At 35.3% G+C, this 23133-nt stretch carries 22 protein-coding genes, 2 tRNA genes and 1 rRNA gene; 20 read left to right on the forward strand and 5 right to left on the reverse strand.

Annotation, left to right across the window (positions count from 1 at the left end; translation table 11 throughout):
- The first annotated feature begins 238 nt into the window (after nt 1-238).
- Both AW729_RS05305 and AW729_RS05310 read left to right on the forward strand, forming a co-directional pair.
- Nucleotides 239-769 (forward strand): YfcE family phosphodiesterase, encoded by a 531-nt coding sequence (locus AW729_RS05305; protein ID WP_112124129.1) that lies wholly within the window; start codon nt 239-241, stop codon nt 767-769.
- A gap of 32 nt (nt 770-801) precedes the next feature.
- Nucleotides 802-1422 (forward strand): RlmE family RNA methyltransferase, encoded by a 621-nt coding sequence (locus AW729_RS05310; RefSeq protein ID WP_112124130.1) that lies wholly within the window; start codon nt 802-804, stop codon nt 1420-1422.
- A 138-nt stretch (nt 1423-1560) separates the two neighbouring features.
- Here the strand turns inward: AW729_RS05310 and AW729_RS05315 are convergent, their stop codons facing one another.
- On the reverse strand, nt 1561-1989 hold the full coding sequence (locus tag AW729_RS05315) for a hypothetical protein (RefSeq protein WP_112124131.1): 429 nt from the start codon (nt 1987-1989) through the stop codon (nt 1561-1563).
- Between the two features lie 242 nt (nt 1990-2231).
- Here AW729_RS05315 and AW729_RS05320 point away from each other — a divergent pair, with 242 nt between their 5' ends.
- The 6 genes from AW729_RS05320 to AW729_RS05345 all read left to right on the forward strand — a co-directional run bounded on the left by AW729_RS05320 (nt 2232) and on the right by AW729_RS05345 (nt 8649).
- Nucleotides 2232-4235, forward strand: coding sequence for a minichromosome maintenance protein MCM (locus tag AW729_RS05320; RefSeq protein WP_112124132.1), 2004 nt, complete (start codon nt 2232-2234; stop codon nt 4233-4235).
- A gap of 140 nt (nt 4236-4375) precedes the next feature.
- The gene (locus AW729_RS05325) at nt 4376-4810 is read left to right on the forward strand and encodes a translation initiation factor IF-2 subunit beta (protein ID WP_112124133.1); all 435 of its coding nucleotides are present in this window, start codon (nt 4376-4378) and stop codon (nt 4808-4810) included.
- A gap of 121 nt (nt 4811-4931) precedes the next feature.
- Entirely contained in the window at nt 4932-5981 is a 1050-nt protein-coding gene (locus AW729_RS05330; protein ID WP_112124134.1) for a 60S ribosomal export protein NMD3, read from the forward strand.
- 71 nt (nt 5982-6052) lie between these two features.
- Nucleotides 6053-7009, forward strand: coding sequence for a tyrosine--tRNA ligase (locus AW729_RS05335; RefSeq protein ID WP_112124135.1), 957 nt, complete (start codon nt 6053-6055; stop codon nt 7007-7009).
- 6 nt (nt 7010-7015) lie between these two features.
- Complete coding sequence (locus tag AW729_RS05340) at nt 7016-7348, forward strand: hypothetical protein (RefSeq protein ID WP_112124136.1); 333 nt, start codon at nt 7016-7018, stop codon at nt 7346-7348.
- A gap of 77 nt (nt 7349-7425) precedes the next feature.
- Nucleotides 7426-8649 carry an FprA family A-type flavoprotein gene (locus tag AW729_RS05345; RefSeq protein WP_112124137.1) on the forward strand — a complete coding sequence of 408 codons (1224 nt, stop codon included), beginning with the start codon at nt 7426-7428 and terminating at the stop codon, nt 8647-8649.
- Nucleotides 8650-8779: 130 nt separating this feature from the next.
- Here the strand turns inward: AW729_RS05345 and tmk are convergent, their stop codons facing one another.
- Nucleotides 8780-9367 (reverse strand): dTMP kinase, encoded by a 588-nt coding sequence (gene tmk / locus AW729_RS05350; RefSeq protein WP_112124138.1) that lies wholly within the window; start codon nt 9365-9367, stop codon nt 8780-8782.
- 84 nt (nt 9368-9451) lie between these two features.
- Between tmk and AW729_RS05355 the strand changes: the two genes are divergently transcribed.
- From AW729_RS05355 to AW729_RS05375, 5 genes are all read left to right on the forward strand, one after another.
- Nucleotides 9452-11947, forward strand: a complete 2496-nt coding sequence (locus AW729_RS05355; RefSeq protein WP_112124139.1) for a U32 family peptidase — start codon at nt 9452-9454, stop codon at nt 11945-11947.
- 189 nt (nt 11948-12136) lie between these two features.
- Entirely contained in the window at nt 12137-12946 is an 810-nt protein-coding gene (locus AW729_RS05360; RefSeq protein WP_112124140.1) for a class I SAM-dependent methyltransferase, read from the forward strand.
- Between the two features lie 117 nt (nt 12947-13063).
- Entirely contained in the window at nt 13064-13642 is a 579-nt protein-coding gene (locus tag AW729_RS05365) for a hypothetical protein (RefSeq protein ID WP_112124141.1), read from the forward strand.
- 2 nt (nt 13643-13644) lie between these two features.
- Nucleotides 13645-14343, forward strand: a complete 699-nt coding sequence (locus tag AW729_RS05370; protein WP_112124142.1) for a 4Fe-4S double cluster binding domain-containing protein — start codon at nt 13645-13647, stop codon at nt 14341-14343.
- A 133-nt stretch (nt 14344-14476) separates the two neighbouring features.
- A complete protein-coding gene (locus AW729_RS05375; RefSeq protein WP_112124143.1) occupies nt 14477-15061 on the forward strand; it encodes a DUF998 domain-containing protein in 585 nt (194 codons plus the stop codon).
- Between the two features lie 72 nt (nt 15062-15133).
- On the opposite strand, the gene AW729_RS05380 is transcribed toward AW729_RS05375, so the two are convergent.
- Complete coding sequence (locus tag AW729_RS05380; protein ID WP_112124144.1) at nt 15134-15787, reverse strand: zinc ribbon domain-containing protein; 654 nt, start codon at nt 15785-15787, stop codon at nt 15134-15136.
- Nucleotides 15788-16000: 213 nt separating this feature from the next.
- Between AW729_RS05380 and AW729_RS05385 the strand changes: the two genes are divergently transcribed.
- From AW729_RS05385 to AW729_RS05395, 3 genes are all read left to right on the forward strand, one after another.
- Nucleotides 16001-17425, forward strand: coding sequence for an MBL fold hydrolase (locus AW729_RS05385; RefSeq protein WP_112124145.1), 1425 nt, complete (start codon nt 16001-16003; stop codon nt 17423-17425).
- Between the two features lie 397 nt (nt 17426-17822).
- Nucleotides 17823-18104: a hypothetical protein gene (locus AW729_RS05390; protein ID WP_112124146.1), complete on the forward strand. Its 282-nt coding sequence runs from the start codon at nt 17823-17825 to the stop codon at nt 18102-18104.
- Nucleotides 18105-18113: 9 nt separating this feature from the next.
- A complete protein-coding gene (locus AW729_RS05395; RefSeq protein WP_112124147.1) occupies nt 18114-18392 on the forward strand; it encodes a hypothetical protein in 279 nt (92 codons plus the stop codon).
- Nucleotides 18393-18485: 93 nt separating this feature from the next.
- Here AW729_RS05395 and AW729_RS05400 read toward each other — a convergent pair whose 3' ends face one another.
- Nucleotides 18486-19292: a sulfite exporter TauE/SafE family protein gene (locus AW729_RS05400; RefSeq protein WP_112124148.1), complete on the reverse strand. Its 807-nt coding sequence runs from the start codon at nt 19290-19292 to the stop codon at nt 18486-18488.
- Between the two features lie 118 nt (nt 19293-19410).
- Between AW729_RS05400 and AW729_RS05405 the strand changes: the two genes are divergently transcribed.
- Nucleotides 19411-21348 carry an AAA family ATPase gene (locus AW729_RS05405; protein ID WP_112124149.1) on the forward strand — a complete coding sequence of 646 codons (1938 nt, stop codon included), beginning with the start codon at nt 19411-19413 and terminating at the stop codon, nt 21346-21348.
- A gap of 404 nt (nt 21349-21752) precedes the next feature.
- Here the strand turns inward: AW729_RS05405 and rrf are convergent.
- Nucleotides 21753-21874, reverse strand: a 5S ribosomal RNA gene (gene rrf / locus AW729_RS05410).
- A 188-nt stretch (nt 21875-22062) separates the two neighbouring features.
- Here rrf and AW729_RS05415 point away from each other — a divergent pair.
- From AW729_RS05415 to AW729_RS05425, 3 genes are all read left to right on the forward strand, one after another.
- On the forward strand, nt 22063-22488 hold the full coding sequence (locus AW729_RS05415; protein ID WP_112124150.1) for a hypothetical protein: 426 nt from the start codon (nt 22063-22065) through the stop codon (nt 22486-22488).
- 183 nt (nt 22489-22671) lie between these two features.
- Nucleotides 22672-22755: transfer RNA gene (locus tag AW729_RS05420), tRNA-Leu, on the forward strand.
- Nucleotides 22756-22779: 24 nt separating this feature from the next.
- Nucleotides 22780-22851: transfer RNA gene (locus AW729_RS05425), tRNA-Thr, on the forward strand.
- The last annotated feature ends 282 nt before the right edge of the window (nt 22852-23133 follow it).

Consider the following 23133-nt stretch of genomic DNA (forward strand, 5'->3'; position numbering starts at 1 on the left):
TATTTTATCTCCCAAATCTCGTTAATTAAATAATTTTTTTATTAAAATAAAAATATCATTCCTTGAATTTTACATTTTTATATTTTCGTAAATTCCATATTAAATGATTATTAATTGCATAATATATATAATATTATATTGAAGAACAAATAATTAAGATGATGATTTCTCATTATGAAAACGATTATCACTAATATGACCACCCATTTAATTTGATAAATAGAAGAGGACAACATTAATGTTAATAGGAGTAATTTCAGATACACATATACCTGTACGTAGCAAGAAAATTCCGGACAAAGTGTTTGAAGTATTTAAGGATGTTGATTTAATACTCCATGCCGGAGATATTGAAACGTTGGATGTGATTGAAGAATTGAAAACAATTGCACCTGTTGTTGCTGTGCATGGTAATTGTGATTATGATTTAGGATTAAATAACGCGGAAATAATAGATGTTGAGGATGTGAAAATTGGACTGGCCCATGGGGTTGTATATCCCAAAGGGGATACCCAACAGTTATATTATCTGGCAAAGGAGTTAGACGTCGATGTCATGATTACAGGCCATACACATCAGGCATCAATCCAGCAGATTAAGGATGTGCTGCTTTTAAATCCGGGAAGTCCGACACAGCCAAGAATGAGTGAGCCTAGCGTCATGCTTGTAGAGATAAACGGTAGTGAAGTTGAGGCGGAAATTGTTGTTATAGGAAGTCCCATGTGTAAATCACTGGATTTCAGCAGATTTAAACATTTATATGAATAAATTAAAACAAAAAATGGATTGAAGGTGAAAATATGAGTAGATGGAAGGCAAAGCACGACAAGGAACATTATTATAAACTTGCAAAAAAACAGAATTATCGTTCCCGTGCATCATATAAACTAAAACAACTGGACAAGAAGTATAAACTGTTAAAGCCGGATTATAATGTGGTTGATTTGGGTGCCGCTCCCGGCGGATGGAGTCAGGTGGTATGTGACGTTATAGGTGAAGAGGGAACTGGCATTGTCGTGGCGGTAGATCTAGAGTACATCAAACCGATTGATCATGAAGCATTCATAGCCGTTAAAGGTGACTTTACAACAGAGGAAGTTCAAAATACAATTACCGAGATTATTGATGGAAAGGCCGATGTCATATTATCGGATGCATCACCTAAACTATGTGGAATTAAGGATATTGATAACTTCAGATCATATGACTTGGCAACGGCCGTTCTTAACATCTCTGACAATATCCTTAAAAAGGAGGGAAACCTTATCATGAAGGCATTTCAGGGTGAGGCATACCAGGAGCTGATAAACAAGCTGAAGAAAAAGTTCAGGACAGTTAAGACAACAAAGCCTAATTCATCCAGAAAACGCAGCAGTGAAATGTACGTTATTGCAAGGGGTTTTAAAGGACCTAAAAAGTAAACTATTCATCTTTTGATTGACTAATATTGAAAATAAGTAAACTTCCTTATTCACCTTTTTAAAACCAGACAACCAGTCTTTATCCAAAAAAAGTGATAGTAAAAATAATTAAATAAAAAAAAATAGTTTACATACAGTTTATGAGGTTATGTTACTGTATGTATCTTGAACAAATTTTAAATCCTCATTTACTGAGGTTATTTTTGATTTTATAACATCTTCTGACTTACCATTATTTATGTCATTTTCGATTGAATTAATGGTTGTGTTTGCCTCGGATAATTTTAACTTACCATTATTATAAGTGGTTTTTAAGGCTTTATCCTTACTTTGAGTAACTTGATCACTTAGAGACAGGTATGTTGCTGAGACATTGTTATATTGACTTTTTAATTGATTTAACTGATCATATTCTGCTCCGCTTGATACGGATGTAGACACTGTATTTGTTAAACCTGAAACTGCAATATATGCAATTACGCCAACAGTTATTAATATCAATATCACACCGATTAATGATATGGTTAAAGATGTTGTCTTGAATAGCTTTAATCTTGAACGTTTCATTCTTTACCTCTAAAAAAATTGTATTATGATGAAATAATTTTTTCAATATAATTTTACAATCTTAATAATTTTAATATGATAACTTTCATATAATAATATTAGTTATATTAATTTCTATTTTTTACATTATTTAATCATTGACATGAAAAAAAGGTAAAGAGGAAAATGAATAAAAATATTTAAATTGAGTTTTTCTGTAAAAAGTAGATTTTGATTATAAAATAAAGTTTAAAAATGATAATATGGAAACTATGCAAGAATCTAAAGGCAAGAATTCAGTTTTGAAATTAGAAGAATTCTTTAGTAGTCGTATGAAAGATGAAGTATTTGCTGTTTTAGATAAGTATCCTGAAGAAAAATCAGTTATAGTGGACTATAATGATTTGGAAATATTTGACCCTGATACTGCTGACTTATTAATTGAAAAGCCTGAAGAAATGTTAGATGCCGCAAGTAAATCTATCGTTAACATTGACCCGCAGAGAAAGAATGCACAGCTAAATGTCAGGTTTAAGAATGTGCGTAACAATGTACCGCTCAGATATCTTCGTAGTGAATATATTGGCAAGTTTATTGCCGTCGATGGGATTGTACGTAAGACCGATGAAATTCATCCACGTATAATGAGTGCTGTGTTTGAGTGCAGAAGCTGTATGAGATTACATGATGTTGAACAGAAATCAAATATTATCCATGAACCCGCTGTATGTACAGAATGTGGTGGCCGTTCATTCAAATTGCTTCAAGAGGAATCCCAGTATATGGATACGCAGACTGTTAAACTGCAGGAACCACTGGAAAACTTATCCGGTGGTGATCAGCCTAGACAAATCAATATCGTCCTGGAAGATGACCTTGTGGATACACTGACTCCTGGAGACAAGATTAGAATAACCGGCATACTGAGGACAGTCCGTGATGAAAAATCAAAACGATTTACCAATTACATCTACGGTAACTTCTTTGAAGCCCTGGAACAGGAATTTGAAGAATTGGAAATTAGTGAAGAGGATGAGGAGGAAATCAGACAACTGGCAAGTAGCCCCGACATCTATGATAAAATCATCAACTCCACTGCACCATCCATTCAGGGTTACTATGAGGTAAAAGAGGCAATAGCATTCCAACTGTTTGGTGGTAGTGCAAAAATCCTGGAGGATAAAACCCACATGAGAGGAGACATGCACATATTGATTGTTGGAGATCCTGGTATTGGTAAATCCCAGATACTTAAATATGTTTCAAAGCTTGCACCCCGTGGTATATATACCAGTGGTAAGGGTACCAGTGGTGTAGGACTTACTGCCGCTGCCGTACGTGACGACCTTGGTGGTTGGAGTTTGGAAGCGGGAGCATTGGTACTTGGTGATAAAGGTAACGTATGTGTAGACGAACTTGATAAGATGCGTGAAGAGGACCGTTCTGCTATACACGAGGCTTTAGAACAGCAGACAATCTCCATTGCAAAGGCTGGTATTATGGCTACATTAAACAGTAGATGTAGTGTACTTGCCGCTGCTAACCCTAAATTCGGTAGATTTGACAGGTACAAGTCCATCGCCGAGCAGATTGACTTGCCTTCACCTATCTTATCACGTTTTGATTTGATATTCATTATCGAGGATAAACCTAACGCGGAAAGAGATCATAGCCTGGCAGGTCACATATTGAAGATACATCAGGACAGAAATATCAACTATGAGATTGAACCGGAATTTATGCGTAAATACATTGCATATGCCCGTAGAACAGTTAATCCGACGTTAAGTAATGAGGCCGCCACGACCCTTCAGGACTTCTATGTTACCATGCGTAGCGGTGCTATTGATGAGGAATCACCTGTACCGATTACTGCCCGTCAACTGGAGGCACTCGTTCGTATTGCAGAGGCCAGTGCACGTATCAGATTAAGTGATGAGGTAACCAAGGAAGATGCCGAAAGAGCTATCCAGTTACAGGAAAACTGTATGAAACAGGTGGGATATGATCCTGATACAGGTAAGGTAGACATCGATAAGGTTGAAGGTAGAACATCAAAATCTGAAAGGGATAAAATAAATATAATTACCGATGTAATTAAGGAATTATGTGTAGACTATGAAGGTAGTGCTCCAAAAACAGTGGTTTATGCAGAATTAGCCGATAAATATAACATTGGTGAAAATAAGGTTGATGAAATCATCAATATGCTCAAAAGTAAGGGCGTTATTTATGAACCTACCGCTGACCATTATAATATAGCATAAATGATATTATAGATAAGTTAATAATAAGCTTGAAACATATATTATATTATTATAAATTAATTAGGACAATTAAGATTATATCAATATAATAATTTTTTTTAATCGAAAAGGAAAATAAAAAAATCGGAGGTATTTGACTAATGGCAAGAAAGAGTGAAAAATCTGAATTTGAAGAATATGAAGAATTATTAGATCAAGCATATGAACAATTACCAGATACAATATTTGAAGCAAAAAGATTTAAAGTACCTAAAGGATACTCTGTCATTCAAGGTAATCGTACAATTATCAAAAACTTTGGAGACGTATCAAGTACATTAAACAGGGATCCACAACACATATTGAAATACCTGTTAAGAGAGTTAGGTACTAGTGGAAACGTAGAAGGAAATCGTGCAATAATGCAGGGTAAATTTACCCATTACGTGATAAATGATCGTATAAAGGAATATGTCGATAACTTTGTAATGTGTCATGAATGTAACAGACCGGATACAATCATCATACGCGAAGACCGTATTGACATGTTAAAATGTAGTGCCTGCGGAGCAAGAGCACCACTTAAATCATTATAAAGATAGATTAACCAATCTTCCCCTCTTAAACCTTTTTTTAAGTTCTAAAAAAGAAATTTATTTGATATGACACTAGTTACTTAATTAATTACATTAAAATAATACATGAGTGATAATAGTTATGTTTTGTTTATTGTGTGATAGTCAGGAAAAGTTATATGACGGTCTTTGTAAGAAATGCTTTCTAGAGGAGTTTGAAGCCCTTAATGTACCGGATTATACTACATTTACTGTTTGTTCTCATTGTGGTGCGACTCTAAAGAAAAACAAGTGGCTCCAGGTAGGATACTTTGATGATGAAATAATAAATGATGCCATTCAGAAGAATATCGAAGTAAATCCCAAACTTGAGGATGTGGATATATACACCGAGATAACCAATAATCGTGGAACCGTATATGAATGCATCATACATGTAAATGGAAGATTAATCGATACAGACATATCCAAAGAATATCCAATAGAAGTGAAAGTGGAAAAGGGAGTATGTCCTGATTGCAGCAAATTTCATTCAGGTTACTATGAAGCTGTTATCCAGCTTAGAGCCGATGACAGAAAACTGCTTGATGAAGAAGTTAAACAAGCGGATGAATTCATCTCGAATGAAATACAAAGATTATGTAAGACAAATAAACTGGCATATGTGACAGAACGTATTGTTCTGAAGGAGGGTATAGACTATCAGGTCGGCAGCTACAATGCAGTCCACAAGATTGTCGTTAACCTACAGAAACAATTCGGAGGAATAATTACCGAGTCACGTAAGATTGTCGGTCATGACAAGTCACGTAGTAAGGATCTGTATCGTTCATGGGTTTTACTTAGGCTTCCGTCATTTAATAAGAATGACTTTATAGAATATGATGACAAAATCATAAAGATTGAAAAAATCGGCAGTCATAAATTCTCGGGTATCAATCTTAAGGATTATTCAACCGAATCAATCAGCTGGAAGGAATATGACAATATCAGGAAGATAGCCGACACCGATGATATTAAGCCTACCACCATCACCAACATTACCCCTAGTGAGGTTCAAGTGTTGGATCCGGATAATTATGACACGGTGGACTTAAAGAAGCTGGACGTTATGAATAATCTTAATATTGGAGAAGAGATTAATGTGATTAAAATCAAAAACACGGTATATGTCATACTGGATGACAAATAGTCTTAATGATTATAAAAGGTTAATAAGATGCGATTAAAATTATGAATTAGAAAATTTGGAGGAAAAAAATCATGGATATTGAAGAAGCTATAGCCAATATTAGCAAGGATACGGCAGAAATTATTGAAGTTGACGAATTGAAGGAAATTTTAAAGAGAGATGATAAGACCGCATATGTAGGTTTTGAGCCATCAGGTAAGATACACCTTGGTCATGCATTGACAATCAAACGTATGAAGGCACTGCAGGATGCGGGTTTTAAGATTAAAATTTTCATAGCAGACCTTCACGCATACCTTAACGGTAAGGGAACATTGGAGGAAATCCAGGAAACCGCAAAGTACAACACCGAATGTTTCAAGGCGTTAGGCCTTAGCGAAGATACAGAGTTCATCCTAGGTTCTGACCGTATGAGTGCCGAGTACATGTTCAAAGTGTTTAAGGTAGCACAAACTGTTACAATACAAAGGGCACAGCGTAGTATGGCCCAGATTTCAAGGGATGAAACACATAACGTAGCCGAAGCACTGTATCCTATCATGCAGGCATTGGATATTGAAGATTTGGGCGTTGATGTTGCCGTTGGTGGTATGGAACAACGTAAGATACACATGCTTGCAAGGGAAAGCCTGCCAAAATTCGGAATTTCTGCACCGGTATGTATTCATATACCACTTATACATGGAACAGACGGATCTGCTAAAATGTCCAGCAGCAAAGGTAACTTCATAGCAATAGATGACAATCCAAAGGATATCAAGACAAAAATCAACAAAAGCTTCTGTCCTGCAGGAGTGGTTGAGGATAACCCTGTTATGGAATTGGCACATTACTACATCTTTGATGAAAATGACAAGATACTAATTGAAAGACCGGAGAAATTTGGTGGAAACCTTGAACTGACCGAAGAGGAATTGACTGACATCTATCAAAAGGGAGAACTTCACCCAATGGACTTGAAAAATACTGTCAGCAAATACATAATTGACAGGCTGGAACCGGCAAGAGAATACATGGCAAATAGGTGAGCGTAAATGGTTAAACATACAATGAGAGTATTATCAGGAATGAACCCTAGACAAGTGGATGAGATGATTAGCAAGTATCACTTAAACATGCTTCAGACAGATAAGGGAATATTGCTTTTTGAAGGTGAATTAGAGGACTTAAGAGAGGCTTCAAAGCATGTTGTCGATGTGATACTTCCACCTGGTCCAACCGTAAGTGAAATACAGGATGCCGTTGAAAAGTTTGACGTCAAACTCAAACAATCCGAGGACGGACCACAATTACACGGCAGACTAATAGACATTAACGATGCCATTAACTATATTGTGGATACCATGACGGAAAGATTAAATCTATAGAAGCACCATAAATAAGAATATTATAATAGCTGAAAAAAATAATAATAAAAAAATAAATCAATAAAGGAATGATCAATATGAAAGCAGATTCAATAAAAATAGCTGATGGAGTATACTGGGTAGGAGCACTTGACTGGGATGCACGTGATTTTCATGGTTTTGCAGTCCCTGGTATGACATATAACGCATACCTCATATTTGGTGATGAAAAAACTGCACTTATAGATAATGTATATGATGGATTTTTCCCTGAAATGTGGGCAAGAATAGAAGATGCATTTGCAAAAGAGGACAAAGAAGTGGAAATTGATGCGCTTGTAATCAACCACATCGAAAATGACCACATAGCATCCATCCCTGAATTTCTGGAAAAATTCCCTGACATTGAATGCCTATGTACACAGGCAGCAAGCATGGGTATAAAAAGACAACATCACTGTCTAGCAGACAGGGAATTTACCATCATCTCCACAGGGGATACACTTGATTTGGGCGGTAAAACATTTACATTCATCAACGCACCAATGCTACACTGGCCTGACAGTAACTTCACTTTATACAATGAAGAAGGAATTCTATTTTCCAACGATGCATTCGGTCAGCACATCTGTGAAAGCAAAAGATATGACGTTGACATCGACCCTGGATACCTGGAGTTACACGCAAAAAGATTTTATGCAAACCTAGTGCAGCTATCCGCATCAATGGTACTTGCAAAGGTTACTGAAATGACACAGGCAGGATACCTTGACAACCTTACGATGATTGCACCTTGTCATGGCCAAATATGGAAAAACCCATCCACAATTGTTGACTTGTATGCCAAATGGGCTAAAGGTGAAGCTGATGACAAGATAACCGTTATTTATGAAACCATGCATCACTCTACCCAAAAGATGGCTCATCAGATTGCTGAAGGAATAATGTCCGAGGGCGTTGAAACCAAGATGCACTTCATCAGATATGACCCCGAGTCAGATATACTTGCCGACATATTGGACAGTAAGGCAATAGTTGTTGGTGTACCTACCATGATGAACAACCCTTATCCAAAGATTGGAAACCTACTGTCATATCTTGATTGTGTAAGTCCTGCAAATACCGGCGTACGTAAAAAAGCAGTTGTATTCTCATCCAAAGGATGGGCAGGAGGAGCAATACCTAAACTTACCTCAAGATTAACCGATGCAGGTTTCGATGTTCTGGATGAATCCGTTGAGGAAATCTACGTACCTGATGACAATGACATGGAAAAATGTTATGACTTGGGTAAAAAATTAGCAAAAATGATTAAGGAATAACCATATTCATATTTTATGATTATGAATATTCATCCGATATTATAAACTTCGATTAACGTGTTTTGGAATTCAGCTTCCAAAATCTTACTTTTTTTGGAAATGATTTTGATAAAAAAATAATTATAGGGGATTATTTGTTGAATAATCTGTTGTCAATCACGTCCCTTATGTTTTTTTGTACCTTATTGACATTTGGATATGCCGATATTTTTATCGTGTTCTTATATCTTAGGAGTTTAAGATAGTTCTGTCTTGTTTTTCTCAGAAACTGCATGTTTTCAAATACTTCTTCGCCTTCACATCTTTTGATTGCAATGTTTTCATTCAAGTCAAGCAGTATCAACAAATCAGGTCTTGGAGTATGCTGATTTATCTGATAAATCCATTTAGGAGTGATAGAATAATTATTCTGATAACATATACTTGAATAAAATGACCTGTCACTTAACAGAAGATTATTTGGGTTGTGCTTATACTTCAATATTTCCTCTTTCTGAGTTAACCTGTCTGCAGCGAATAATAATGCCAGGATTTGTTGGTTATTGTCCTTTAATGAATCATCGTTTTTCAGTTCTTGTCTTAATAATTGTCCTACAGGTGAATCTGTTGGTTCTACGATTCTTTTTGTATCAATACCCTTAGAATTGTAATACTTTTCTAAAAGATTTGCGTGTGTGGATTTTCCCACCCCGTCGATTCCTTCCAATACTACGTACATGTTCCTACCCTATTTAACTGTTAAGTAAATATATCTTAAATTAAATATAAAAGTATATGCTTTAATTTGTGGGAGGAATTTTTCTTGGATAATGAATGTAAGGTATTGTCACCTGTAGGTAGTATGGATGTGTTGAAGGCCAGCGTATTTAGTGGTGCCGATTATGTGTATCTGTCCGGTAAAATGTATGGTGCCAGAGATTATGCCAGCAATTTTACGCATAAGGAACTTGAAAAGGCCATTGAATTTTGTCATAACTTCAATGTGGGAGTATTTGTTACTGTCAACACTTCAATTCTTGAAAGAGAGATAACTGATGTGTTGGATTATGTGTATTTCCTGTATACACAGGGTGTGGATGCAGTTATCGTGGAGGATATAGGACTTGCATCCATCATTAATAAATTAATACCTAACCTGGATTTGCATGCATCCACTCAGATGACCATTTATGATTACAGCATGATTAAGTATCTGGAGGATAACGGATTTGTAAATGCCAACATCTCCCGGGAGGTACCGTTGAGGCGTATAAAATCAATCATGCAAAAGCTTAGAAAATATGACCATAAGATTAAGATAGAGGTTTTTGCCCATGGGGCATTATGTTACTCCTACTCCGGCAGGTGTTTGATGTCATCGTTTTTAGGCGGTCGCAGCGGTAATCGTGGATTGTGTGCACAGCCATGCAGGATGAGATATGCTCTTTTGGACAAGTATCATGGAAGAGTTTGTGAGGATACGTACCTGTTGAGCACTAAGGATTTATGCACCTATGATGATGTTTCCCAATTAGTGGATTGTGGCGTGGATTGTCTTAAAATAGAAGGTCGTATGAAGTCAAGGGAGTATGTCTCCAGTACCACCCATGCATACAGGAATGCTGTTGATGGAAATATCTGCAAAGAGGACAAGTTTCTTCTTAATCTGGCATTCAATAGAAGTCTTACGGGCGGTTATATTATGGATAATGATGCTTCGGAGGTTGTGGGCAGAAACCAGCCCGGAAGTAACGGTTATCCCGTAGGTGTGGTGAGCAAGTCCAACTCCAAAAAAATTACCATTAAGCTTCTTAATAGGGATTATCCCATCATGTTTAGCAATGGCGATGGATTGAAGTTTGAATTTGACAATAAGAGTTATGGAATGTATGTTACGAAGATTTTCGATCAGAGCAAATATAAACTCATAATAGCAAATGATAAGAATATTTTCCTGAATGAGGGTACGTTGGTCTATATCACGTATTCCAAATATCTTCATGACAGGACAAAAGCAATAATAAATGAAAGGCACATCAATAAAATACCTCTTGACTTGGAAATTAACGTGAATGATGAAAGACAACTTGAAGTAAAATGTATGCTTGAAAACAGCAAAAAATCATTCAACTATCTATCTGATGAAAAGTTCCAAAAAGCACAGAAAAGGCCTTTAAGCAGAGAATCTGTAAACAAACAACTCTCAAAGACGGGTGAAAGCAAATTCATTGTAAACAGCATTAGCTATAAAAATTTCCCAGATGACCTGTTCATGCCAATATCCACACTTAACGAGATTAGAAGACAGCTGATTAAAAAGCTTAAAAAGGAACTGGATAACCTTTACACTCCTGACAAAGAGGAAATAAGAAATATTAAGGAGAATATTAGCAACTTCAAGAAGACATATTACGCAAAAAAGGAACAGATTAAATCAATAACACACCATGAATCCATAAAATCCGATAAGAAGTGGAATGTCTACATACAAAACATGAAACAGGCAGAACTGATTGAAAATTACAAATTTATCAATGGCGTGTACTATGACGGGTCATATAACTATGACAACATGCATGACTACTCAAGGGGTATGTATGATGAGCTATACATGTTAAATGAGATACTGCCCGATAGCACCGATCTGGTATGGGTACTTCCACAGCTACTGCTTGATGAGGACTTTGCCCATATCAGCGAAATACTCCTGAAATTGGAACGTGACGAGATTGATGTGAAGTTACAGACTGATTCGATTGGTGTGGCCGACAATATGGATGCTATATTCTACGGCAATTACCTTAACGTCTACAATAACTATTCCATAAAAAAGTTAAGTGAAAAAAATCTCTTTGAAAGGTTGGTTGTATCCAATGAAATTTCAATCAATGACGTGAAAATGTTGCATTCGGATGATTGCGAATTGGAATATGTGTTGTTTGGATATAATCAGCTGATGATTTCAAGGGATGACTTTGAGGATGTCATTGATGAAAGAATATCCAATCAATATTATTTGAAGGATAAGCGTGACAATGAGTATCCGTTGGTATTTGACTGCAATGGCAATAGTCATATCTATGATTACCGGATTGCCAATCTGGCAGGTCGTCTTGATGAGTTTGGAGATAGTGGAATTGACGTATTGAGTATTGACTTAAGGCACTTGAATAGTACTGACAGCAGGAGGGTACTGGATTACTTTGAACGGGTTACGGACCATTATAATCCAGACGAATGCAATTTGGAATTGACAGATAACAACAATTTCTATGAATTGAATATTGAAAAGGGATTGTTTATTAATAAATCCAAGTAATTAAATTTCATGATAAAAATGGACATTATTGATTCATTTACACCCCCTTTTTTTATTGAATACCCTATTTTTGAAAGATTTAATTATCAACAAAAAAAGTATCATAAAAATTTTTAGGTATACCTAAATTTATATATTGGATAAATGACATAACATAACACAACAAAAAAAATACAAGGAGACAACAAGATGACCGAAAAAGTAGACTTAAGTTCAGTAAGTGAAACCATGCTAGTCCCATTATATGCCAGAGCAATAGAAAGCAAAAAAGAAAATCCAGAATTCATTGACAAAACGGCAATACATGTAATGGACAACCTAGATTATGACTTCAAAAAACGATTCAAACAATCAACCAACAAACTTAACTTCTGGGGATGCTCGGCAAGAACCGTGATACTGGACAGAGAAGCAAAAAACTTCATCGACAAAAATCCAGAGTGTACTGTGATAAACATAGCATGCGGACTGGATGACAGATTCACCAGAGTGGACAACGGACAAATCCAATGGTACAACATCGACTTTCAAGAGGTTATAAATCTAAGAGAAAAACTCATAAAAACAAATCCCCGAGTAAAAAACATAGCCTCATCAGCAATGGACTTCAAATGGATAGACCAAATAGACGATAAAGAAAACGTGCTGATAATAGCCGAAGGATTCTTAATGTACCTTGATGAACATGAGGTAAAGGAATTATTTGACAAGATATCAGAAAGCTTCACAAATATGGAGTTACTCATTGAATTAATGGCCGAATGGATGGTCAAAAACCAGAAAGTACATGACACCACACGAACCACAGGTGCAGTATTTAAATGGGGCGTAAAAGACGGAAAAGACTTTGAAAGGCTATGTCCCGAATTTAGGCTAATTGCCGAGTACAACCTAACCGACAAGATGAAAGATTACTCACCAATATTTATCAGAATAATATCCCCATTTTTAAAGAGTAGAAACAATAGAATAGCCAAGTATGAAAAAATGCAAATATGACCATAACCACCCCCTTTTTCAATTATTTTTTTTAAATTTAATCAACATCCACTTTCATCAATATGACAAAAGCAAATTCAAAAAGAATTAAATCATATAAGCAACAAAGTGGAATACATGACAACAGGTGACAAATTAATAGACATACTCAACCAAGAAAATCATATAGTTATTGCCGAACTAATGAATGATGAAATGAAAAAACAGGTCCTTCAGCATGAAATGAAACGACTCGAAGAACTGGTCCCATTTATCAACAAAGGGATGCAGGAAGCCTTTGAAGAAAAAGAAGCAATAGTAATTGTAATGGACAATACAATAGAGCACATACGAGCTACAAATCCAAGTGATCCCGATGCGGGCGGATTTACCCTTCAAACAGAAAACGGTAAAATCATAGGCGAGGCAATATATGATGAAGAGGAACTTGAAGACCTGAGAGATGATCCCAATTCATACTTCATATCAGAAAATTTCGTCATGTATACTGATTTAGCCACTCCAGGTGAAAAGCAGTTCTTTGTAGTTGACAGCACAAACAGTAACTTCTTTACTGACAAAGACCTTGAAAGCATTGTAAGCAGCCTGACAGTTGCAATACCATCCACACCTACAGACCATTACATTAAGGACTGCTTTGAATTGCCTCATGAAGACAAACTAGGAACGTTGATTATAGGATTACAGAGTAGATAAAGATGAGAGTAATAGAACTTTTAGAAAATCTTAGTGACATCTACGGCATAGCGGATTTCAATAAGAATAAGGATGAACTGATAGAAAGCTACGGTGAAGATATCTGCAGATATCCATATGCAATAGCAATCGGCCATAAGATGATAGAGGAGATAATTGAAAAGATACCGCTGACATACAATGATGACAAACTGGCACAAGAATACCTTGACGAATACTTCAATTCACATCAGAGAGTATCCGAGATAGCGGGCAAAATTGCAAATCTCATCCAAGAGGAAGGATATCATGCAGTAATATTGGACGTATCGGGAAAGAGTGAAGAGTTAAACCTCAAACAATCATTCAGCAATAAGGCCAGTGCTAACCTTGCAGGCATAGGATGGCTTGGAAAAAACAATCTATTAACTACCGAAGAGTTTGGTCCTAGATTAACGTGGGCTACAATACTTACAGACATGCCATTATCAGACTATGCCGGAGAGCCCATGGAGTCATTGTGTGATGAATGTACAATCTGTGTAAAGGCATGTCCAGGTAAGGCAATAATCGATGATTCCAATCCCAAAATATCATATAATCCTGAGAAATGTGGTGAATTCCTATTTAAAAGAAGGGATGAAGGCCATCCTGTAGCATGTGGTATGTGTCTGTACATATGTCCATTCGGCAACAGCAAAGTGGAACAGTTGACCAGATAAATAAATCCCCATTTATTTTTTTAGCATTTGACAAAAAACTTTTAACAAGTTTAAAGAGAATGTACTGAAAAAAATAGGAATATAACTTATAAAACAGAACATTAATTAATATATTTTCAAGGAAACGGTTAAAATGGACAATCTTAATTTTTCAAAAATGGTTTTTATAACGGGCAGCTTATATTATCTGCTTGCCGAATTCATCTGTGCACTGTTTTTTAATGATTCACTGGTTAATACATACCTTTACCATACAATATCAGAACTTGGTATTCCAAATGCCAATTCTCCATTATCCTTTTTGATGAACTCAGCATTTATTTTTATAGGCTTGGCATTGATTATAGGTAGCTTTTATGGATTTAAGAATCATATCATTAAAAACAAAAGGCTGTTCTATATTTTAACATTAGTCACGGCAATCGGTGTTATTATTGTAGGTTTAATTCATGGAGGCAATCCATTGACCTCCGGTTATCATACAACGGGTGCTGTAATGGCAATACTTGGCGGCAATATCCTGCTGGTGGTTATATCCCGATCAACATCAGAATTCGGAGGATATGAAAAATCCACATTAATGCTTGCAGTTATAGGTTTGATTGCTTTTTGGGTGATGTTTTTTAACATAAAAAGTATTTACATGCCCGTCTTTGAGAGGTTATCTGTTTATACCCTGATAATATGGTGTTTTTTAACAGGATTACACTTGAAATAAAAAATTTAATACAAATAATCAAATATGATAAAAAAAGCAGTATAATGGTAACGTCAAGTCACCATTATATTATTAAAAGCTTTGTGTTCCACCACGTGCATCCATGTATACAGTACGTGTATCCTGTACATTACCGTTACCGTCATATAATGTAATGTATGCATAATCAGGATAGTATTTGAATGCATCTGCACTGTATACCGTTACATAACCGGAGCCATCAACAGTTACCGGTACAACTTTTCCCTGATTCAGATTACTGCCATCCCTACTGTACAATACACTGATTTTTACTTGCTGACCGGAATATTGACTTCCTACAAATACTGTACACTTTGTTTTATCTGATAGTGACGAACCTGTATAGAAACTTCCACTCTTTATTTCCAGTGGAAGACTCTCACTTACGGATTCCTTTGAATTATCCTGAGTTACGGCATTTTGAGTTTTTTCATCGGATGCTGCCTGATGAGCATTTGCATGAGTGTTGTTTATAAGAGCGTTCGCATCACCATTGTTATTTGACATCAACAGGAAGGTTCCCGCGATTATCAATGCCAATAGTATTACTGTTATGCAGATTATGATTATTGCATTGCTGTTGGAGCTGTTCGTATACTGTGGCTGAGCATTGTCCATGGGTGAATTGTTAATTAATGGGCTTCCACAATTTTTACAGTAGGGACTGTTACTTGCATTTAAACAACCACAATTTTGACAAATCATTTTAAAACCCCCATTTTTATCCTTCAAGATATACTTTATAACTATTGATTTAAATAGATTAATCATGAAATGCTGCACTATTTGAAAAAAAATATCGTATATAAAATACTTCAACATCATGAAAAAATCTATATATTACTGGAAAAGAAAGTAAAAAATAGGCCAGAATATTATTTTTTTAGGACTGCAAACACAAATAGGATGAATGAAAAAATGAGATATAAAACTTTTATACTGAGATTAGAGGATCGTTCCGGTCATCTGCTTGAAGTGTCCGAAATAATTTCCTCCCATAATGCAAATATTACACGTCTTAGCTATAACAAGATAGTGGACCAGCATGCAGTATTTGTTGAAGTCTATGCTGATGAAGATAATCTGGATAGGTTATCTGATGAATTGGAAGAACATAATTTGCTATTAAAACAGGGCAGTGAAGAGGTTGACGTCTTAATCACGTTGCAAATACTGGACATACCGGGAGTTGTCAGCGATATCCTAAAAGTATTTCAAAGATATGATGTCAACATATCCTACGTGAACACACAGGAAAATGATACTTCATACCAATACTGTAAAATAGGACTTTATGCTCCTAGTTTAAAAGTTTTAAGCAATGTACTTGAAGAAATCAGTTCATTCTGTAAACTTATTGACATAAACTATGATACCCAAGAGAAGATAATTGATAATTCAGTATTCTATCATAACTTTGCCCAGATGATGCAGAAGAAATTATCCCTGTCTCAGAAGGAAACGGATATCTTTCTTAACAATTCCAACAAGATTCTGCAGATACTTGAAGATAAAAATGAAAACTACTTTAAGACATTCCATTACATCAGGAAATTCGCCGAATTTACAGTGGATTACAAAAATGAACATTTCAATCCACGAATCAGCCATAAAAGCATATCAGATGATGTTAATCTTTATTTGATTGAGCCGCCATGTGGAAGTAACACATATATCATCGAATGTGATGGTGAATTATTGTTTGTTGACTCCGGATTTCGCTGTTATGAGGATGAAATGAAAAAATTTTTCCACGTGCTATTTCCAGACTTCAATCAGATGAAAAAGGAGATTATCATAACCCATGCAGACATGGATCACGTCGGAATAAACGACATATTTGATGACATATACGTTAGTGAAAATACATTCATCAACTTCAAACGAGAACATGAGGGCAAAAAGAATTTCAGGGAAGAAAACCCACTGCATGAGCCATATATAAAATTAGACAGAATCATCTCAAGATATGAACCACCTGAGCTTACAAAACTAAGGATTATTGGAAATAAGACAAACGATAAAGAATTTGAAAAGATTGGCAAATTTAATTTCAAGAATTTGTCATTTGACATCTATGAATCCAATGGAGGACACCTTAAGGGAGAGATAATACTCGTTGAAAAGAAAATGAAAATCCTATTCACCGGTGATATCTTCGTAAACGTCAATGGATTTACCCAAGAACAATATGACTTCAATCTGCTGGCACCCTACCTGATGGGTTCGGTTAACAGTGATTCATCCAAAGCATCAGCCTGCAGAAAGATTATGTTAGATAAGTGCAGAGATTATCTGTTATGTCCGGGCCACGGTACATGGGTTGAAAATAACAAGCAGTAACACCAATATATAAACTCCAATAAAAATGTAATTATCATCAAAGCAAATAATTGATGATTAACCCATTATTATTTTTTCTAAAAAAAACTTATTATTTGACACTATCATGCATCCAAATCAGAAAGGGATTCAATATGGGCCAATTACATACATTCATTCCCGTTCCCACTGATTTTAGAAATAGTTGTAATTACAGCCGCCACTCTGTTTAGACAAATATGAAATAAACGTGCAATGTTTTTTAATGACAGACTTAAAGAGTAATATATTTTAATTAGAAAGACTTGTTTTAATCATCATTTCACCCCATTTTTTTTGAAAAGAAAAAATATTAATCTTAGAAAGGATAATCATTAATTATTGAAAAAGATTAAAAAAAGAATATGGAGAATTATTTATGTTAGAGGAATATCTGCCCTTTATTGGCTTACTAATATTTGGCAACATTGAAAACCTTATACTGGCAAGTCAGGGTGAAGTAAAGAAGGCCAACGTTTTATCATTGAGTATAATGAGTATAATTGTGGTAATATTATGGTTTATTCTAGGAACCCTATTGACTGATATAGCCCTACAGTATTCAAACATCATTAACTTTATAGGCGGACTTGCAATATTCATATTGGGTATACAGTCAGTTGTTGAAGCAATGAAAAATAAAAAAACAAAACAAGAATAAGGTGATGGAATGAACTTAATAAAAGATTGTACTGGATTTTGGGCATTACTTATTTTTGGCAACATTGAAAATCTTATACTGGCAAGTCAGGGTGCCATAAGTCAAGTTAACCAAATTGTACTGTTAATTTTATCTTTAATATTTGTTATCGCATGGCTGTTATTAGGAAAATATGCGACGAAATTTGCAATCAAATACGCAGATGAAATAGAGATTATTGGAGGAGCGGCAATAATATTACTGGGTATTGAGGCCATGCTTGAAGCATTTGGAATCATAAGCATATAATCCACCCCTTCATAAAAAAAATGTTATATCAACAAAAGCATTTTTTTACCTTTTTTTCAAAACTTTTTTTAAATAGTAATATAAGCACTCTTTTTAGAATAATCCATACATCTTAAGTCCAATGTAGAGTACAACTACAATGTGCATGGCATTGAGTATTCGTGCATCCATATTTTTTGACCAGCCGGCCGCATAGCCAGAGACTATCAAACTCGTGATTGTCAGAAATACAAATTGAATGATGTTCACAAAGCCCAGTGAGTATGCAGGTAAATCGGGAATGTTCCACCCCAATATGATGTAGGTAATCAAACCCCCAAGTGATGTTGCTATTATTGAAGCGGATGAGGTTCCTATAGCCTTATGTGTAGGATATTTTAAAAGTATTGTAAGAGCAGGTATCATTATTACCCCTCCGCCAACACCTAAAAGTCCACATAAGAGTCCTGCCGTCAATCCAAGCAGCAGATGCCCCATTCGGTTATGTGAAATATTATCATCATTATCAGGGTATTTAATCAGTATCATGTTAATGACGGCTATTATACACATCGTTGCAAATACTATCTCCAACAATCTCACATTTACGTGAGTGGATATAACTGCACCCATTATGGCACCGATAAAACCTGGTATCATCAACTCCTTAAGATAATCCCCGACAACCATCCCGTTTTCATAATGCTTTTTGGTTGATCTTATCATGGTAACAAAGATTACGGCCAAGCTTGTGGCAAAGGACATTGGTAGGGCTATACTGGCAGGTACTCCCATAGCCAATAGCAGTGCATATTGTATGGGTGTAAGTATTATTCCACCACCAACGCCTAATAATCCTGCCATCAATCCACCGAAGCAACCGCCGATTAACAATAATACCATGTATAAAAGAAAATCCATAAAAAATCCTATCCGTTGAAATTTTAAAATAACATAAATACTTTAAATTAAATAACTATTATTAGTTATCTTTAATATACTATTTTAACTTAACACGATACTAAACAATTATGAGGATGTGTTTTTAATTTACGATATAAAGGAAATTAAGGGTGTTGGTCAGAAGCTGATTGATAAGATTATCGAAAGCTACGGTTCCTATGATGAGTTTGATGATGCCATCAGAAACTATGATATTGACCCATTATTGAATATAGCGGGACTGAGCAATCAGAAGGCATTGGAGATTGTCAGATACATGCATGGAGACAATATTGATGATTTTCTTAAAACGTCCCAGTCAAAGAATATCTACCTTGACATCATTGATAGATTGCTGTCATTTACCAATACCGATTATGCCAGAAATAGGATACTGCTATTAAGTCCCACAAAGGATTATAACAGAATAGAATCCACACAGGAATTAATCAAAAGGACATTGATTGATACCGATAATTTGGATTATGAGTATATCAGAGAATTATATTCCAATATCCATGAACTTAACGAGAATGTCCGTCCCAAATTTAACGATGAATATGCCATCGTATGTGAGGATTATGAGGATTACATGGATTTGGTTGAACGTGGATTCAACAGGTACTGCAATGTCTATGCAATTGAAAGCCAGGTGGACTTTAATGAATTCGAGTTCATAATATATGTATACGACAGTTTTAATGCCGAACCGGGAGAGACAGGCAATGTCATCAGTGTCAGCAGCAAGAGTCCCGATTATGAGATTCAGCCAAACATTATACTTGAATTTTTCAAGCAGAACAAGGATGTACTTGAAAACGTTTATAATCTTAGAAAGTACTTGCACATGGATACGTGTATCGAGGAAGTGCTTAAGTTACTGGACAACATCAACGTTAACACAGAAAATAATGTACAGCTGATTGATGTTGTTGAGGAGGTTACCAAAAAGACGAATGAGGTCATTAAGGATGAAATCAAGAATGTTGACCTGACGGGTGATGAAGTGCTAGAGCTTCTTAACAATGAAAATCTTCCACCGAAGATTATGACGATTTTCGACAAGCATCTGGAAGTTGCAAAGGATGAAATCTATGAGAGGACATCCCAGTATGTTGACGCGTTTATTATTAAGTACCCCCTGGAAATTGACTATGATGAGCTTATGCGTATTGAAGAAAGTGCAAATGCCAACAGTCATCTTAAGAAGTTTGAAGCCGAACTTGATACGTGTCTGAAGCTTGAGAGGTATAAACAAAGAATCATCGATGAAACGTTGGAGTTGATTCATTATGATTACCCATTTACTCTTGCATCATTCAGCAAGTATTATGACCTGAGTATTCCATCTTTTGGTGAGGAGTACATTCTTGAGGGTAGCCTTCACCTGACTCTTAAAAAACAACAAAAAGATGATGGCATTTTAATGCAAGATATCGATTATAATCTTGATAGTAACAACAATATCATACTACTTACTGGGGCAAATAGTGGAGGAAAAACAACTCTCCTTGAAACTTTGGCACAACACACAATCATGACCTATATGGGTTTAGGCGTATGTGCCAAAAATGCAATAATTCCAAAAATCAATGAGGTATACTACTTCACAAAGAAACACTCACTCAATGCAGGAGCATTCGAAACATTCCTCACATCATTCATACCCGTAGTAATAGGTGAAAAAAACAAGTTGGTACTTATCGATGAACTTGAATCAATAACGGAACTAGAAGCGGCCATAAAAATCATAATCGGATTTATCGAACACATCCAGGATGACGACTCCTATGCAATAATAGTAACACACATGGCACCCGAAATACTCAAGCACACACAGAACATTAAAATAAGAACGGACGGTATAGAAGCAAAAGGATTGGATGAAAACTACAATCTGATAGTGGACAGAAGTCCTAAAATAAACTATCTGGCAAAAAGTACTCCTGAGCTTATACTCAAAAGAATATATGAACAGTCCGATGAGCCTATAAAAAGTGTATATAAAGATATTCTGGATAAATTTAGTGAATAAATTTATCAACATCCTTACTTTTTTTTAAAATAGTATTGCCTGTTTACTAACTCTCCAGATCACAGGTAGATTACCAACATTCCTCCCCAAGCAACCCTCGTACCAGGCAGTCATGAATTAACATCAAATTCCATTACAGATTAAGTATCAAATACTTAAGATGTTAACCTATTATGAGAAACTCATAAAAGTAGACAATTAATATATTTATCAATAGTAATATAAGAAATATTTCATTTAAGGTAAGGATAAATATTAAAGTAAAATCATGGGAAATAAGTCCAGACGACTTATTAACCCCAATAAAAATTAGAATCACGAATCTACTACAAAAACAAGAGAACTACATAATAAACTCAATATACAACTTGCCACAAAAAAAGCTAACAACTTAGATAATTAAAGGCCGGCAACTTTCTGAAATTCCCATAGACTTACCACCTATAGTACAAAGCAGAACGTAGATAGACTTTATTACTGAGATCGAGACGAGATCAGATGTGACCCTATCGCTATGGTCGCCGTACCAATTATACTAATGAATATTATACTATATCTTATAACAATAATAGTATATAAATGTTTTGTACAATACCTAAAGAGCGGATAATGAATATCCACAACAATATTGGAAAAAATAATCAGTTCAGATGGATTAGATATAATTATCTGAAAATACAAAAGTAACTACAACAACAAACAGAGTATGACAATATGTTTAGAATGATAATCCCAATAACGATGGTGGTAATATCCAACTGCTTCTATCACATATGCAGCAAGTCCATGCCAAACAACGTTAATACATTTGGTGGACTGATGGTAACCTACCTTACAGCTGCAATTATAACAGGGGCACTTTTCTTGTACAGCATCAAATATGAAAATACCCTCATCGAACTGGCAAAAATCAACTGGACATCCATTGCATTGGGCATAGCAATAATCGGACTTGAAGCAGGTTATATCTATGCATATCGTGTAGGTTGGCAGGTAAACAACGCCCCATTAGTGGCAAATACCTGTTTAGCTATAGCACTACTTTTTATCGGTGCAATATTATACCATGAAGGAATAACATTAAAACAAATAGCAGGCATGATTTTATGTATTGTGGGTTTAATATTCATTAATCTCTGATTAAAGAATTAATTAAAAACAAATAAAGCATCACAAATCGTATAACTCCATTATCATAATTTGAAAAGATATTCCCCCTTTCAGTATGAAAGTTATAGAAAAAAATGAATTACCACAAAGTATATATATAAGATGAAACTTATATAGTATTGTTCTCTTAAAGAGATATACTTAATTTTAAATGCAGGGGTGCCCGAGCTGGCCAAAGGGGGTGGACTTAAGATCCTCTGGCGTAGGCCTACGTGGGTTCGAATCCCATCTCCTGCACTATATTTCTAACAAATTTTACTTGCCTTAGTGGCTCAGGGGTAGAGCGATGCCTTGGTAAGGCATAGGTCGAGGGTTCAATTCCCCCCTAAGGCTTAACTAATTATTTAAAAAATTAATTTTTCATTATTTAACTTTATTTTACATAACTATTTTCCGTATTCAAATACTTCTTTTGACAAAAAACCAGTACCATCTATGAACTAAAAAGATCCAATATTTTTGTTATTAAATAAAGTTATTCATGTTATTAATATGAAGAACCACATTTTGTTTTCATAGCAATTTATCAGATTTCATATTTCATGAAAATTTTACTTCGTTATACAAGGCTATAACGAACTAAAAAAACGAATTTCAAACGTTTTCTGAACATTA

This window comes from Methanosphaera sp. BMS, from assembly GCF_003268005.1.
GTDB lineage: Archaea > Methanobacteriota > Methanobacteria > Methanobacteriales > Methanobacteriaceae > Methanosphaera.